Origin of the sequence: Pseudoalteromonas sp. OF7H-1, assembly GCF_022347825.1 — a bacterium.
Taxonomy (GTDB): Bacteria; Pseudomonadota; Gammaproteobacteria; order Enterobacterales; family Alteromonadaceae; genus Pseudoalteromonas; species Pseudoalteromonas maricaloris.
Window position 1 is genome coordinate 114,073 of the sequence record NZ_JAKRFX010000008.1, and the last position, 13,972, is coordinate 128,044.

A 13,972-nucleotide genomic window follows, 5' to 3' on the forward strand; every position below is an offset into this window, starting at 1 on the left:
GGAATATTTTTATTAAACTTAGCTCAATTTAAGTCTCTGAATGTCTTTTTGCGGTGGTAATCCGAATAATCGACTGTACTCACGGCTGAACTGCGACGGGCTCTCATAACCCACCACACCACTGGCTTGGTTGGCATCTAAACCATTAATCAACATTTGCTCTCGCGCTTCTTGTAAACGCAGGGTTTTAAGATACTGTAATGGGCTTGTGCCTGTGGTACTTTTGAAATGCTGCCGAAAAGAAGACGCACTCATGTGCACTCGCTCCGCCAGTTCATTGATTTCAATTGGTCGCATAAAGTTGGTTTTAAGCCAGCTCACTGCTTTTACAATTTGACTACTTGCAGACCCCTCAAAAGCCAACCGAGTTAAGGTCTCAGCATGCGGCCCCTGTAGCAATCTAATGACGATTTCCTTTTCAATAAGCGGCGCTAAGCTATCTCGCAAATTTGCGTCGTACTCAAGAGAAAATAATCGAGACAATGCGTCGGTTAAGCCTGCATCAATATGATGTATTGAGATAGATTTGGAGACTGACTGCTTTGCGGGCTTACTTAAGTTGAGCTCCGCCGCAGTTTGCAAAATAAGGTTGTAATCGAGCTTAACAAGCATACCAACAAAGGGGTGGTGGCGAGAGGCTTCGGTCACATGAGAAATGAGCGGTAAATCAAACGTCGTCAGCATAGCTTGGCCTGCGGAGCAAAACAAAATTTCGTTATCTATCGAGATTTGCTTTGTACCTTGAAGCACCACCGCCAAACTCAACGTATAAATACAATGTAATGGCTCTGTTGGGGCACTGCGAATATGCATGGAGAGCTTTTGTACTTGGCTCTCATGATCTCCGGACTTTTTACAGCACAGCAGTACACGCTGTGCCAGTGGTTTCACGAGTTCACGATAATCCTCAACCATTTAACTCCCCCTTAGTGCTTACACATGCTTAGCTAAAAATGGAATAATTTGCTCCACGGCTAACGCAACGGCTTTTGGATGATCATAAAGATCGTAATGAGACCACTCTGATAATTCAACCAATTGCCTGTCTGCCGAAGCAAATGACTTCCCGTATATTGCCTTACCATCACGATAAGCGCCAAATGCACCTATCTTTTGGCCAACAATGGCCATCATAGGCTGTGTCATCAACGTTTCAGCAAATGCAAACGCGTCCCAACTTAAAATTTTGTGCGCGTGCGAAAACAACATCCGCGTTGCACCGCCCTCAGCTTGGCCTCGTTTTGTTTTGTAATACTCGGTCGCTTCAAAAACATCACGCTCCGTTAAGCCGTTTTGTTTAGCAAATTCTAGGCTTGGCGGTAGCAGCTCATTTACTTGCCCTTCAGCCCCCAATGCTTCCGCGGTACGCTGCTGTGATATCGCCTCAAGCGTACCTAAAGGATTAAATTCAGAGAAATCTTCACGGAACAAACGACCAAGGTTGACGGGCGTCACACCGATCGCGGCTTTTATCCTTTTCTCTGTAAGCGCTGAATTAAATACATAACCACCACCGCCACAGATCCCAAGTGAAGCAATACGGTTTGCATCCACGAAATCTAAGGTAACTAAATAATCTATTGCATGGCTAATATCTTCAACTCGCTGATGCGGATCTTCCTTGAATCGCGGTAGTCCTCCCGAACGACCCTGAAAGCTGGCATCGTAAGCAATAACCACATAGCCAGCATCGGCCAGTGCTCGTCCGTAGATAGCACTCGACGTTTGCTCTTTACAGCTACCAAACGGATGTACTGACACTATCGCAGGGTATTTGTTCAAGGGATTAAAGTCATCTGGGGTTAGCATCAGTGCAGCGATATCCCAAGCCATGTCTTTATTTCTAAACGTAATTTCTTGCTGAACCATTGTTATCTCCAATTCCAAGTAATGAGTGGTAATTCCCCTTTTACAGCCAAACCTAAAGCGTACGTTTGAAAAACGCTGTTAACACGTTTACGGCTTCATTGACTTGCGCTTCGCCATCGTACAATTCCATGTGGTTTGCTCCGTTCACAACATGCATAGCTTTGTCTGTTGAAGCCGCTCTTGCTATCAGGTCATCGCTCATCCATTTGCTACCAGCAACACTGCCAACTACCGCAAGTAGCGGTTGGGTAAGGAAGGCTTCAGACTTAAAAAAAGCATCGTATGTAATGATTTGAGTCAGGCTTCGCGCAGTTGCAAAACCTGGCGCAGTAGGGTGTGCGGCTCGCGCTGTATGATAGTACTCCCACGCTTGGCGAAGTTCTTCATTAGGGGCATCCTCTTCTTTAAGTGGTGCTAAAGGGATTGTTGCTGTTTCATCGCTATTTGCATCAGCTGAGCGAGCGTCAGACCCCGCCTGAATATAAGGCATAGCAAGTGCATCAGCTACGCTATTATCCCAACCATTTCTAAACATTTGTCCAATATTTACCATACTGACCATACCAACCGCTTTAATTCTTTGGTCATTGATTGCTGCATTCGCCGAATAGCCAGCGCCAGCACAAATCCCCATAACACCAACTCGATCATTATCAACAAATGGCAGGGTCGTAAGGTAATCAATCACTGCACTGATATCTTCGGTACGCACATGTGGGTTTTCTAATTGACGAGGCTCACCCGTACTTTCCCCTTGATATGAAGCATCGTAAGCGATGGTAACGAACCCTTGCTCCGCCAATCTAGATGCATAGGTGCCAGCAGTTTGTTCCTTAACGCCACCACCGGGATGAGAAACAACAATAGCAGGATAAGTCTTCAACTCGTCAAACTCTGCAGGTAAATTGAGTAAACCTGAAAGCGTGATAGCTAAGCCATTTGTGTTTGGAAAAGTAACTTTGTTCATGTGAAACCCTCAAAAATAAATGTGGCTAATGCGCTGATATACGTTGCCAAGAACACTGCGCTTTGTTGCTATCTAGTATAGGTAAGCGTAATTATGAATGTTTGCCTAAAATGATGAGGTGTTTGTCTATTTCAACGAAAAGTACTTATTTACATACCGCATAAACGATAAAGATTTGAGTTACTAGAATGTACCTAGTTTTGACCTAATCTGCGCCTTTCTATGCTCATATGGGTACTGAGAATCGGGGTGATCTCTGACTCTGGGGCGGGAGCAAAAAGGTGGTTGCCTTGGATAAGGTGACAGCCATTGAGATTAAGAGACTTAGCTTGCAACGCGGTCTCAACACCTACCGCTACACATTCTACATCCAAGCTCTTTGCCATCTGTACAATCAGTTTTGCAATATCATTTTGTGAGGCAACCGACTGAGGGGTAGCAAGGAAAGCCGGTGGAATTTTAATGGTTTCAAACGTGAGCTTCTGCAAGTACAGCATGCTAGTATGCCCGACACCAAAATGATCAATTGAGATCCGCATACCGGTTTGCTCTAATTCCGCCATCACTTCCGGTGCTTTATCAAGTAGCTCTATCAGGTCAACTTCTTTGATTTCTATTTCAATTTGCCGAGATGGCAACTGATGTTGCGCAGCCTGCTCCATAAAGTTTTTTATTACGGTTTTATTGGTAAGTTCAGCAAGCGAAAAATTAAAGCTAACCACGAGATTATCGTACTCGTAAAACCATGTTTTCATCGCCTGAAAGGCCAGAGCTCTGAGCTGTTGCCCAATTTCTACCATCAGATCGCCATCACATGCCGCTTCAAAAAAATCTTCAGGTACCAACAATTGTTCATCTTGCTGCCACCTTGCGAGCACTTCAAGTTTTTTAATCTTGCGGGTATGCGCATCGACAATAGGCTGGTAATAAGGAATAAACTCTCGATTATCTAACCCCTGAATGATCCGACTTTCTTGCACTAAACGCTGTTCCGATTCGTGATCTAGGCGTGCGTTGTAAAATTGAAATTCCGTTTGTGTGGCTTTTTTAGCTCGATACATTGCGGTATCAGCATGTTTTAACAAAGCTTCCGTGTTGTCACCATCATCAGGGTAAATTGCAACGCCAGCACTCACCGTGGCTTTTAGACTAACTTGGCGCAAACAATATTGTCCATTAACGCTACTCAATACTTTACTCACCACCTTACGTACATATTTTTTATCTTGGATCCCGTCAATGAGTAACACAAATTCATCGCCTCCCATTCTGGCAACGGTGTCGCATCCTCGAATTTGCTGAGTTAATCGACTCGCAATTTCTTTGAGTAATAAGTCACCATAATCGTGCCCCAGTGAATCGTTGATTTTTTTGAATTTGTTGACGTCAATAAATACCAAAGCAAATTGGTGACTCATGCGCTTGGCTCGTTTACAAGCCTGCACTAAACGGTCATGCAGCAATAAGCGATTGGGTAGCCCAGTTAATGCATCATGATGGGCAAGGTGATTCATTTTTTTCGCCATTAATCTCGACTCTGTCACATCTTGAAAGACCATTACAGTGCCAAGGTAGCTGCCATCTTTAGCTATAATAGGAGAGAAGGAATCTTGGATAGCAAAGGTAAGACCAAGATGATTGGTGATGGAAGTGAGTTCAGGTAAACAAATGGTATGGCCTTGCTTTAGGCAAAGCTCAGGAAATTTATTCACCGAAGCTTTGGTTTCTTCGTGATACATAGACATAACATCATCAAATCGCCGCCCGACCACTTCTTCATTTAACATCGCGAGAATGGCTTCTGTGACAGGGTTAATATAAGTGATCACGCCATTTACGTCTGTACAGATCACGCCATCACCAATAGAGCTCAGCGTCACTTCGAGCAATTCTTTTTCTTCTTCTAGTGCCTGAGCGAGGCGGTTTTCTCTGCTGCTAGTATTAAAATAACAGAGATATCCTGTAACGGTATCCGCGACTTTAATTGGTAAAGCAACAGGAGTAATAACTTTGCCACTGTGTTTGGTCGTGCAATTACCATAACTTTGCATAACAAGCGCTTCGAACATGCTTATTGCACCACTCTTGCCCTCGCTATGGATGTTACCGCTCACCGCGATTAAATTTTCAAGTTTTAACCCTATTACTGAGCTGCCAACACCCAGTATGGATTGCATTTGCTCATTGGCTTGTAGAATAACGCCATCGCTGTCTAACAACGCTTGTGGCACGCTAGAGTCATCATCAACCATAATTTTTTTAGTATCTTGTGCCTGCCACCAAAGTAGTGCTACAAACAAAAAAACTAAAGCGCTGATGGCAATAAAAGTAATAGGCAACAATAAGAATAGGCCCAATTTATCGGCCATAAGCATGGTTAAGGAGAGTAAAATACCAACAACTAAGAATATCCGTCTCATTGCCTAATCAAACCTAAGTATGGTGATGATGCATTTAGCGGTGTTTTGTACAATGATTGCCCTTGCCACCTGCACTTCTACGCTAAACCTAAACCCATTAGATAAGTCTATTGGCTGATCACGCAATAAGTAGGTATCAAACACAAAGAGATGTTTGCATCAGTGTTTAATAACTATTGTTCACAATAGCAACGAATTCAAGTTTTTATCTGTTCTGAAAACGAAAGATTATTGCAATAAAACCTCAGTATTTACGTGTGCTGTAAAGGGGCTTTACAACACATCGTCTAGTTATTTACCTGAGGTTTGAATAAGGTATGTGTTAACTAATTATTTTTAAGCTCAGGTTATTTAGACCACACCGCAAATTCATTGCCGCTCGGTTCAATAAAGTGAAAGCGACGACCGCCAGGAAATTCAAATATAGCTTTGCTTATCTCTCCGCCCGCTTGCTCTACTTTGCTTTGTACGGCTTCCAACTCATCGCTGTACAACACTACGAGCGCTCCACCTTGCGCTTGTTTAGAAGACACATCGGCTCGGAAAAAGCCGCCATCAAGGCCTGAATTTGCAAACGCAATATAATCTGGCCCGTAAGATTCAAATTGCCAGTTAAATACCTGCTCGAAGAAAGCTTGTGTTGCTACTAAGTCTTTTGCTGCTAATTCTACATAATTTATGTGGTTGTTCATTTTTTATTCCTTTTAAAATCTGTGCTTCATTTATGCTGTTATCGCCTAATAGAAAGCATTTTGTAGTCGCTTCTAAATCAATGTTAAAGTGTAGGCAATTTTATTCAGCGTTTATTATTGATTGTGCGATTATTATCTCTGCTCACTACTTTAGGAACTATCACATTCATGAGTTTCATCACTTCAGCTCACGCAACAGCAGCACAAGTGCCACTGACCACTTCGCAAATGCTTGGACAAAAGCTTATGCTCGATTTCCGCTATTACTGCGGTGAAAGCAAAAAGCCAAGTGGAGATTGTAGAGCAGCGATGACAACTTTACCGCCTGAGCTGTCCGAATTAATTAGTAAATACGACATCGGCGGCGCTATTTTGTTCGCCGAAAATGTGCAAAACACCGCGCAAATCGTCAGTCTAACCAATGCTTTGCAAAGTGCGGCACAACAAAGTAAAAGTCAACTTCCTTTATTTGTTGCCATCGATCAAGAAGGTGGCCGTGTTGCGCGAATAAATCGTGAACAAGCAACGTCGTTTACCGGCAATATGAGTATTGGAGCAACCTATCCAAAACAGGGTGATACTTACGCAACCAAAGTGGCAAGTGCAATTGGAAAGGAGCTAAATAGCTTAGGGATCAACGTAAACTTCGCCCCAACGGTAGATGTGAACAGCAACCCGAACAATCCGGTGATCAATGTGCGTTCATTCTCGGAAAATCCAACAGTGGTCGCCAAATTAGGTCTTGCGCAAGTAAAAGCATTTGAGGCCGCAGGCGTTCTCTCTGCGCTAAAGCATTTTCCTGGCCACGGTGATACACATGTCGATAGCCACACGGGACTACCTCACGTTGATCACGACCGCGAAAAAATTAACCAGCAAGATTTATTGCCCTTTGCCGAGATAATCAAAGCATCGCCTCCTGGCATGATAATGACTGCCCATATTCAATATCCGGCGCTCGACAACAGTAAAGTCGTTAACTCTCAAGGTGAGAGCATGATAAGGCCCGCGACTATGTCTTATCAGATCATGACACAACTTCTAAGACACGAGTTGGGATACCAAGGCGTGACCGTCACCGATGCGTTAGATATGGCTGGGATCAGCGACTTTTTTAATCCAGTCGATGCAACAATTGAAACGTTTAACGCCGGCGTGGATATCGCGCTAATGCCTATTGCTATTCGCAATCGTGCAGACATCAAACGCTTTGAGCAATATATGGCTCAGCTAGCTAAAGCGCTTGATACCAATAAACTAAACCAAGAACAACTTAGCAGTTCTATGGCGCGTATCGCTAAGCTCAAGACAAAGCTGCCACAATCGAGCGCTTCTTTGGCCATTGCCAATTCAACACTGGGTAATCCAAGCCATCGTCGCTTAGAAGCAGAGCTTGCACTAGCAGCTATCACCGAAGTAAAAAACGATGGTGTATTACCGCTCAGAGGTAACGCTCAAGTTGTTCACCTTATCATGCCTGATAGGCAAAAATGTTTTGCGCTTGAACAAGCATTACAAACATACAGCAAAAATTCGCTCACACTTTCTTGTACAAGCCTACAAGCCTACGACCCAAACATTGCACATGAAGCAATTAAACAGGCCGACATGATAATCGCCGCACATGCATCACCACCGCAAAGTGCGGTAGAGATTGGCGGCATGGACGATGTGAAAAAGTTACGAGAGCATGGGGTGGCGCGTAATGTGCAACCTGAGGCGCTGAAAGCATTACTGCAATACGGTCAGAAACTGGGTAAAAAGCAGCTATTTATCAGCCTAAGAGCACCATACGAAATTAGTACCTTTGGCCCTCTTAGTAACGCAGTATTAGCAAGTTATGCTTATAATGTAGACGTAAATCATGATAAAAAAGTAGCTGGGCCTGCCTACACGGCTCTGGCCAAAGTGATTTTAGGAATAGCGAAAGCGGAAGGTTCACTGCCTGTTACAGTAAACCACTAATTGGAGGAATCTATGGATCCCAGTGCTTCTTTAAGTGCACCACATGCAATAAGAAAAATGATCAAGGATGGTGATTATACGGGCCCTACTAAAGGGTTCGTGCCTGGGTTCACACAATGTAATGTGATTATTTTGCCACAAAGCGAAGCATATTCATTCTTTCGCTTTTGTGAGAGTAATCAATCTGTTTGCAAGCTAATTATTCCGCCCAGCGAGCCGGGTAATTTTAACTTTGACACTTTGGGGAAAGATATAGACATTCGCTACCACCTCCCCAAGTATCAGATTTTAAAGCATGGCCAGCTCGCCCAAGAATGCCATAATATAGAAGAGCACTGGCGCGACGATTTAGTTACCTTTGCTTTTGCCAGTTATCTTTCTTTTGATAACTTACTCGCGCAGTATGGAATAAACCCGCCATCAGCGAATCCAACCACGCCTTTACCACTTTACATCAGTAACTTGCCTTGCAACTCAGTGGATAAGTACGAGGCGAATCAAATATTGGCGATGCGCCCATTAACCAAGCAAAATCTTATTAGTGCCATTCAAGCGGCAACATTGAGCCGACTTCCCTATGCGTTGCCACTTCATTTTGGTAAGCCAAATGAGGTTGGGATCAAAGATCTTAGCAAGCCTAATTTTGGCGAGCCATTGATTTGTAAAGAGGGGCAGCTTCCGGTTTTTTGGGGTTCCAGCCTAACAGCTCAGTTAGCCATAGCAAAAGCGGCACCTGAGTTTTGTATTATGAATAGTCCACACCATTTATTGGTGACAGATAGACAAGATTTAGAGCTTGCAGTAACGAAGTAGGAAATAAGCATGTTATTAAATTGCGACTTGGGTGAAAGCTTTGGCGCTTGGAAAATGGGGTTAGACGAACACGTAATGCCACATATCGACATGGCCAATGTCGCTTGTGGTTTTCACGCAGGAGATCCTGATGTACTCGCGCAAACACTAAAGCTGGTCAACACGCATCAAGTGGCGCTTGGCGCACATCCAAGCTATCCAGACCGCCAAGGGTTTGGCCGCCGCTCAATGCAGCTCTCTGAGCAAGAGATAATCAACGCCTTACATTACCAAATTGCCGCAATTGAAGGGATGGCAAAGGTGCAAGGCTTAACACTAAATTATGTAAAACCACACGGCGCACTTTATAACGATATGATGAAGTCACAAAGGATATTAAGCTGTGTTATCAAGGCCATTTCACACTATCCAAGTGAGCTTAAGTTGATGGTACTAGCCACTGCGCAACAAGCAAGTCACCAACAACTCGCCGACGACTATAATGTATCACTGATTTTTGAAGCCTTTGCCGATAGACTGTACACCGATGAAGGCTTACTTACTCCCCGCTCTGAACCGGGCGCAGTGCATGACAAATCAGCGCTACTTGCGCAAGTTAAGCAATTACATCAGCAAGGCAGTGTTACAACTGCAAGCGGGAAGTCACTTGCCTTACGCGCCGATACCTTATGTGTTCACGGTGACAACGAGGCGAGCATTGCCTTAATTGAAGAAATAAGAAACGTGATAAATCAATAATTTGTGATAGTCTGGCCGTATATGTTTAATAAGTGAAAGTTAACTCAGCGAAAGGACTTTAGATGCAGCTCACCACAGAAAGACTTACCTTAAGGCCTATACTTAATACAGATTGGTCGCTTTGGGCAGAACTTCATCAACAACCAGATGTCATGCGTTTTGTCGGTGAGATCACCGATGAAGCTACGCTGCGTGAAAAGTTTAACCGTGGTTTAAGCGCCGGACTAGGGCAGTGGCACAAAGAAGATAACACTTGGCTCACCTTAGTGATTGAAGAAACGGCCACAGCGACCCCTATCGGGCTACACGGATTTTTAAGTATGTGGACACCATTTCAACAGGCTGAGTTAGGTTTTATGCTCTCTCCCAAATTTCAAGGAAAGGGTTACGCCTTAGAAGCTTCTAAGGCCGTCATTGATTTTGCCTTGCACGAATGTAATTACCACAAGCTCATCGCCACCGTTACCCAAGGAAATCATGCCTCTCACCATTTACTCAAAAAACTAGGATTTGAGCTTGAAGGCACGCTAAAACATAACTTCCAAATTAACGGCGAGTGGGTAAATGACGAGAAGTTTGGATTATTGAGGATATGATCCGTACAGCAAGAACAAAACTTGTTGCACTCACTTCAGAGTATGCAGAGAAGCTTGTCACTTATCACCTAGAGAACCGTGATTACTTTGCACCGTGGGAGCCGTCTCGACCAGAAAGCTACTACTCAATGGATTATTGGTTGGCTCACACAGAGCAAGCCGAATATGCCGCACAATCCGATACCGCTTATCACTTTATTGCGTTATTGCCAGAACGGCCTCAGATAGCGGGGCTGTGTAGCTTCACCCAAGTTGCACGAGGTCCGTTTCAAGCTTGTTATTTAGGCTACTCCATAGCATCACAATTTGCGGGTCAAGGCTATATGACCGAGATCTTAGAAGCTGCAATCTCACATATGTTCGATCAGCGAAACATGCATAGGATCATGGCAAATTATATGCCCAGCAACGTGGCAAGCGCGCGAGTGTTGCAAAAAATAGGCTTTGAACAAGAAGGCTATGCTAAGCAATATCTACGCATTGCTGGGAAATGGGAAGATCATGTTTTAACAGCCAAGCTGAGAGCAGAATAAACCCCGCGTTGACTATTTTTACATTCATTAACATCAACCTCTGTACTTAAAGACCCTAAAAAGGGTAAGTTTTTAGTAAGTATATTGTAACAATCAGAGAAAATAATAATGAATAAAAAAATATTTCAACTCTCTTTAATCAGCTTAGGATTAGTACACCTAAGTGCTTGTGACCTTTTTGGCGGTGATGATAAGAACACTCCACCAGAAATCGTAACCGCAATCGAAGCAAGCATTGGGGAGCGGAGCTTCCTAAGTGGTGGGGTGACAATTTCAGACAGTGATGGATCAATTTCGTCTCGCACTATAAAACAAACTTCAGGACCAGACGTCATCGATCTTACCTTAGGCGATTCTAGCCTTTCTTTTACTGCACCAGAAGTCACTGAAGATACCAAAGTAGCCTTCTTGATAACTGCTACTGATGATGACGGTGATAAGACAGAAAAAGAAGTTTCTGTCACCATCAAACAAATAAATAGAGCCCCTCTAATTACAGGTTCAGAACACAGCCTTGAATATAACAACACCTTAGAATTTACTCTGGATGTAAAAGATGAAGATGGCGATGCACTGGAGGTCACTTTCGAGCCGGCACTTTCGGGTGTTGTTGAATTAATTAATGCAACAACGCAGACATACAGCTATACCCCAACGCATAACAACATAACTAAAGAGATTTTGCACTTCGGCGTGAGCGATGGCGACCTCACAAACTCTGCAGAAGTTCAGATAGAAATTATCGATACAACAGCACCACGACTAATGACAAGTTTGCCAGAGTCCTCAGCGACTCGGGTTAGCTTAACAGGTGAGATCCAGCTGCACTTTGACGACAATATGTCCGCGTCTTGGTCAAGTGAAATTGGTACTTCAGAGTGTAATGGCGCAATTCATATAAGAGAATCTGGTAATCAAACTTGCGTAGAATTTTCAGTAGGACAAACACAGCAAGAAGATGGATACGCTTTTTCTTTAACACCAATGGAGCCCCTTAAAGCAGGCACTGAATATGAATTAACCATCTCAGAAACGGTGACCAACTTTTATGGGACTGCCATCGCCCAAGCTGAAAAGCTTACTTTTGTTACTGGACAGAAAGATTTACTTATCACCGAGATTTCATCGTCTAGGTATATCGATGATAACCGCTGGGTAGAAATCTACAACGGTACAGACGAAACTATCGATTTGAGTAATTATCAACTCGTTGCCGAAAGCATCGAGTTGGAAAACTACAATGATGGCGGCACTAAAGTCTTTCCGTTGAAGTCACAGCTACTTGAACCGGGCGAATATATCGTAGTGCAAAATGAACATGGACCTCAAACATGGCAGCGCAGCGTTACAAGCTCTAATCAGTTGATGCTAGTCGGCGATGGACAGTTTGCGCCAGCATGGTATATATCTGGGTATGTAGAATTACAAAACAAGCAAGGTGAAACGGTTGATTTTGTCCGTTTTGGCGAAAGTGATAAAGCACCAGCAACGCCTTCAGAATGGCAAGAAAGTGCCGAGTTATTACCAGTTTCAAATCAACTAGGTCAAAGCCTTGTTAGAACAAACCTATTAACAGATACCAATTCGATTAGCGACTGGCAATCTACCGCCTTTTTTACACCTGGCGGCAATAATGATGTGCTCTGTGATAAAGATGAGGACTTAGATGGAATCCCTGATTGTTCAGAGCAGCCTGGTGGCACATTCGCAGGCTTACCTTTATACGAATGGGGTGCAAGAGCTGGCGTCAGAGATATTTTCATAGAAGTTGACTATATGGAAAGTAATGATGCAGGTATTACGCCTCACAAACCCGCACTAGACAAAGTAAAAGCGGCGTTTGCAGCTCAAGATATAGCAGTGCACTTTGACGTAGGTAACTTGTATCACCAAACAGAAGGCTTATCACCTGAACAACATGATTTGGGTGGCGGCGAGCAAATCCCCTTTGTACAAACCACAACCTTTGCCAGTTCAGAGCAAGCGCCGAGTATTCTTGATCACAAAGCCAAGCATTTTGATCTTAAACGCCGGCCAATTTTTCACTATATGCTGATGGCAAACAGTCAAGAAGCAGACGGCAGTGGCGGATCTTCTGGCTTAGCTGAGTTATTTGGCAACGACCTTATTATCTCGCTGGGGAATTGGGGACTGAACTTAGAGTCAGAGCTCATGACCAATGTGACCTACAACTACCAAGCAGGAACGATTATGCACGAATTGGGGCATAATCTCGGTTTGTATCACGGCGGCAATGAAAATACTAACTTTAAGCCAAATCACTTTAGTGTGATGAATTATTTGTATCAACTCAGTGGCTTATCAACCATTGGCAATAACGAAGGCGATCGATACTTACGTCGCTGGTTCCGTAATAACGAAAACTGCTTTCCGGAAGGCACGGCAATTTTAAACGGCCCGACAGATGATATTACGAACTTTGTTATTGACTACTCTCATGGTAAAAACCTGCCATTAGACGAAGCCAAGTTGGACGAATCAAAAGGCCTTAATAATCCCAACTCAGAAGCCATTGATTTCAACTGTAATGGCAGCACTTCTGATATTTTAGTGGACTTTAACCTTAATGATGACAGCGAAAACGCATCCATTTTGACTGACTACGATGAATGGTCAAGTTTAATACTGAATTTTACACACTTCTGGAGTGGTGCGAACAGCGGTCACTCGCATCAAACGACTGAAATGCGTCCTAAACGGTCCATCATGCATACCGACATTCAATTAGTGCATGAGGAAACGGCACCACCGAAAGCGGTATTTGAACAAATTAAACATTGGTCAAACTATCAACAATAGATATAACGCACGAATAGGCCCTAGTTTGGGCCTATTTTTTACATTAATCACTATTACGCTCAGAAGGCAGGTCACTCATATATTCCACAAACTCAATTTCGTATCCGGCTGGATCAATAAAGTAAACGTTTTTTCGGTGTGGATGCTGCGCTCCGACTTTATCGACTACATAACCTGCTTCGGTTAGCCTATTAACGACACGCTCGACACTTTGAACCACATAGGCAAAATGTGCCAAGCCGACTTGGTGACCTTCGAGTGCTCTGTTTTGACCCTCACCGTGATCGCTAAACGCTATATAATGATAGTCATCACCAAAATGCAGCCATGTTCGTGCTTTGCCGTACCACTCGCCTTGCCCTTTGCTTCTAACTTTCCAGTGAGGAAATGCGGCGCGATAGAAGTGAAGCACTTCTTCTAGGTTGCTAACTACCAAATTTACGTGTTCTAAGTACATATCATCCTCTTCATTATAAATTTCGCTAACTGGTAGCAACGATAAAACCGCAAGCTAAGTTGAGGTAAAGCACTTTTTTATAGATTTTTAATTTGTTCACCG

General features: G+C 43.6%; 12 protein-coding genes. 6 read left to right on the top strand and 6 right to left on the bottom strand.

Annotated features, from left to right (window positions below):
• Window positions 1-18: 18 nt before the first annotated feature.
• The 5 genes from MHN30_RS11830 to MHN30_RS11850 form a co-directional block, all read right to left on the bottom strand.
• Window positions 19-915 carry an AraC family transcriptional regulator gene (locus MHN30_RS11830; protein ID WP_010603868.1) on the bottom strand — a complete coding sequence of 299 codons (897 nt, stop codon included), beginning with the start codon at window positions 913-915 and terminating at the stop codon, window positions 19-21.
• Between the two features lie 18 nt (window positions 916-933).
• The gene (locus MHN30_RS11835) at window positions 934-1,869 is read right to left on the bottom strand and encodes an alpha/beta hydrolase (protein WP_239359743.1); all 936 of its coding nucleotides are present in this window, start codon (window positions 1,867-1,869) and stop codon (window positions 934-936) included.
• Between the two features lie 52 nt (window positions 1,870-1,921).
• Window positions 1,922-2,836, bottom strand: a complete 915-nt coding sequence (locus tag MHN30_RS11840; RefSeq protein WP_239359745.1) for an alpha/beta hydrolase — start codon at window positions 2,834-2,836, stop codon at window positions 1,922-1,924.
• A gap of 194 nt (window positions 2,837-3,030) precedes the next feature.
• Complete coding sequence (locus MHN30_RS11845; protein WP_239359747.1) at window positions 3,031-5,256, bottom strand: EAL domain-containing protein; 2,226 nt, start codon at window positions 5,254-5,256, stop codon at window positions 3,031-3,033.
• Window positions 5,257-5,603: 347 nt separating this feature from the next.
• On the bottom strand, window positions 5,604-5,948 hold the full coding sequence (locus MHN30_RS11850) for a VOC family protein (protein ID WP_239359749.1): 345 nt from the start codon (window positions 5,946-5,948) through the stop codon (window positions 5,604-5,606).
• Between the two features lie 168 nt (window positions 5,949-6,116).
• On the opposite strand from MHN30_RS11850, the gene MHN30_RS11855 reads away from it, so the two are divergent.
• The 6 genes from MHN30_RS11855 to MHN30_RS11880 all read left to right on the top strand — a co-directional run bounded on the left by MHN30_RS11855 (window position 6,117) and on the right by MHN30_RS11880 (window position 13,413).
• The gene (locus MHN30_RS11855; protein WP_239359751.1) at window positions 6,117-7,913 is read left to right on the top strand and encodes a glycoside hydrolase family 3 protein; all 1,797 of its coding nucleotides are present in this window, start codon (window positions 6,117-6,119) and stop codon (window positions 7,911-7,913) included.
• Between the two features lie 12 nt (window positions 7,914-7,925).
• Entirely contained in the window at window positions 7,926-8,726 is an 801-nt protein-coding gene (locus MHN30_RS11860; RefSeq protein ID WP_239359752.1) for a DUF1445 domain-containing protein, read from the top strand.
• Between the two features lie 9 nt (window positions 8,727-8,735).
• Window positions 8,736-9,464, top strand: coding sequence for a 5-oxoprolinase subunit PxpA (locus MHN30_RS11865; protein ID WP_239359754.1), 729 nt, complete (start codon window positions 8,736-8,738; stop codon window positions 9,462-9,464).
• Window positions 9,465-9,526: 62 nt separating this feature from the next.
• A complete protein-coding gene (locus tag MHN30_RS11870; protein ID WP_222244392.1) occupies window positions 9,527-10,060 on the top strand; it encodes a GNAT family protein in 534 nt (177 codons plus the stop codon).
• Complete coding sequence (locus tag MHN30_RS11875) at window positions 10,057-10,593, top strand: GNAT family N-acetyltransferase (RefSeq protein ID WP_239359756.1); 537 nt, start codon at window positions 10,057-10,059, stop codon at window positions 10,591-10,593. Before MHN30_RS11870 ends, MHN30_RS11875 begins: the two co-directional genes overlap by 4 nt.
• A 108-nt stretch (window positions 10,594-10,701) precedes the next feature.
• A complete protein-coding gene (locus MHN30_RS11880; RefSeq protein WP_239359757.1) occupies window positions 10,702-13,413 on the top strand; it encodes an Ig-like domain-containing protein in 2,712 nt (903 codons plus the stop codon).
• A gap of 43 nt (window positions 13,414-13,456) precedes the next feature.
• Here the strand turns inward: MHN30_RS11880 and MHN30_RS11885 are convergent, their stop codons facing one another.
• A complete protein-coding gene (locus MHN30_RS11885; protein ID WP_222244396.1) occupies window positions 13,457-13,870 on the bottom strand; it encodes a VOC family protein in 414 nt (137 codons plus the stop codon).
• Window positions 13,871-13,972 lie beyond the last annotated feature (102 nt).

Excerpts from the sequence above, each read along its gene's own strand:
- MHN30_RS11845 (WP_239359747.1), bottom strand. The coding sequence starts at position 5,256 with ATGAGACGGATATTCTTAGTTGTTGGTATTTTACTCTCCTTAACCATG.
- MHN30_RS11870 (WP_222244392.1), top strand. The coding sequence starts at position 9,527 with ATGCAGCTCACCACAGAAAGACTTACCTTAAGGCCTATACTTAATACA.
- MHN30_RS11860 (WP_239359752.1), top strand. The coding sequence starts at position 7,926 with ATGGATCCCAGTGCTTCTTTAAGTGCACCACATGCAATAAGAAAAATG.
- MHN30_RS11865 (WP_239359754.1), top strand. The coding sequence starts at position 8,736 with ATGTTATTAAATTGCGACTTGGGTGAAAGCTTTGGCGCTTGGAAAATG.
- MHN30_RS11830 (WP_010603868.1), bottom strand. The coding sequence starts at position 915 with ATGGTTGAGGATTATCGTGAACTCGTGAAACCACTGGCACAGCGTGTA.
- MHN30_RS11835 (WP_239359743.1), bottom strand. The coding sequence starts at position 1,869 with ATGGTTCAGCAAGAAATTACGTTTAGAAATAAAGACATGGCTTGGGAT.
- MHN30_RS11855 (WP_239359751.1), top strand. The coding sequence starts at position 6,117 with ATGAGTTTCATCACTTCAGCTCACGCAACAGCAGCACAAGTGCCACTG.
- MHN30_RS11885 (WP_222244396.1), bottom strand. The coding sequence starts at position 13,870 with ATGTACTTAGAACACGTAAATTTGGTAGTTAGCAACCTAGAAGAAGTG.
- MHN30_RS11880 (WP_239359757.1), top strand. The coding sequence starts at position 10,702 with ATGAATAAAAAAATATTTCAACTCTCTTTAATCAGCTTAGGATTAGTA.
- MHN30_RS11850 (WP_239359749.1), bottom strand. The coding sequence starts at position 5,948 with ATGAACAACCACATAAATTATGTAGAATTAGCAGCAAAAGACTTAGTA.
- MHN30_RS11840 (WP_239359745.1), bottom strand. The coding sequence starts at position 2,836 with ATGAACAAAGTTACTTTTCCAAACACAAATGGCTTAGCTATCACGCTT.
- MHN30_RS11875 (WP_239359756.1), top strand. The coding sequence starts at position 10,057 with ATGATCCGTACAGCAAGAACAAAACTTGTTGCACTCACTTCAGAGTAT.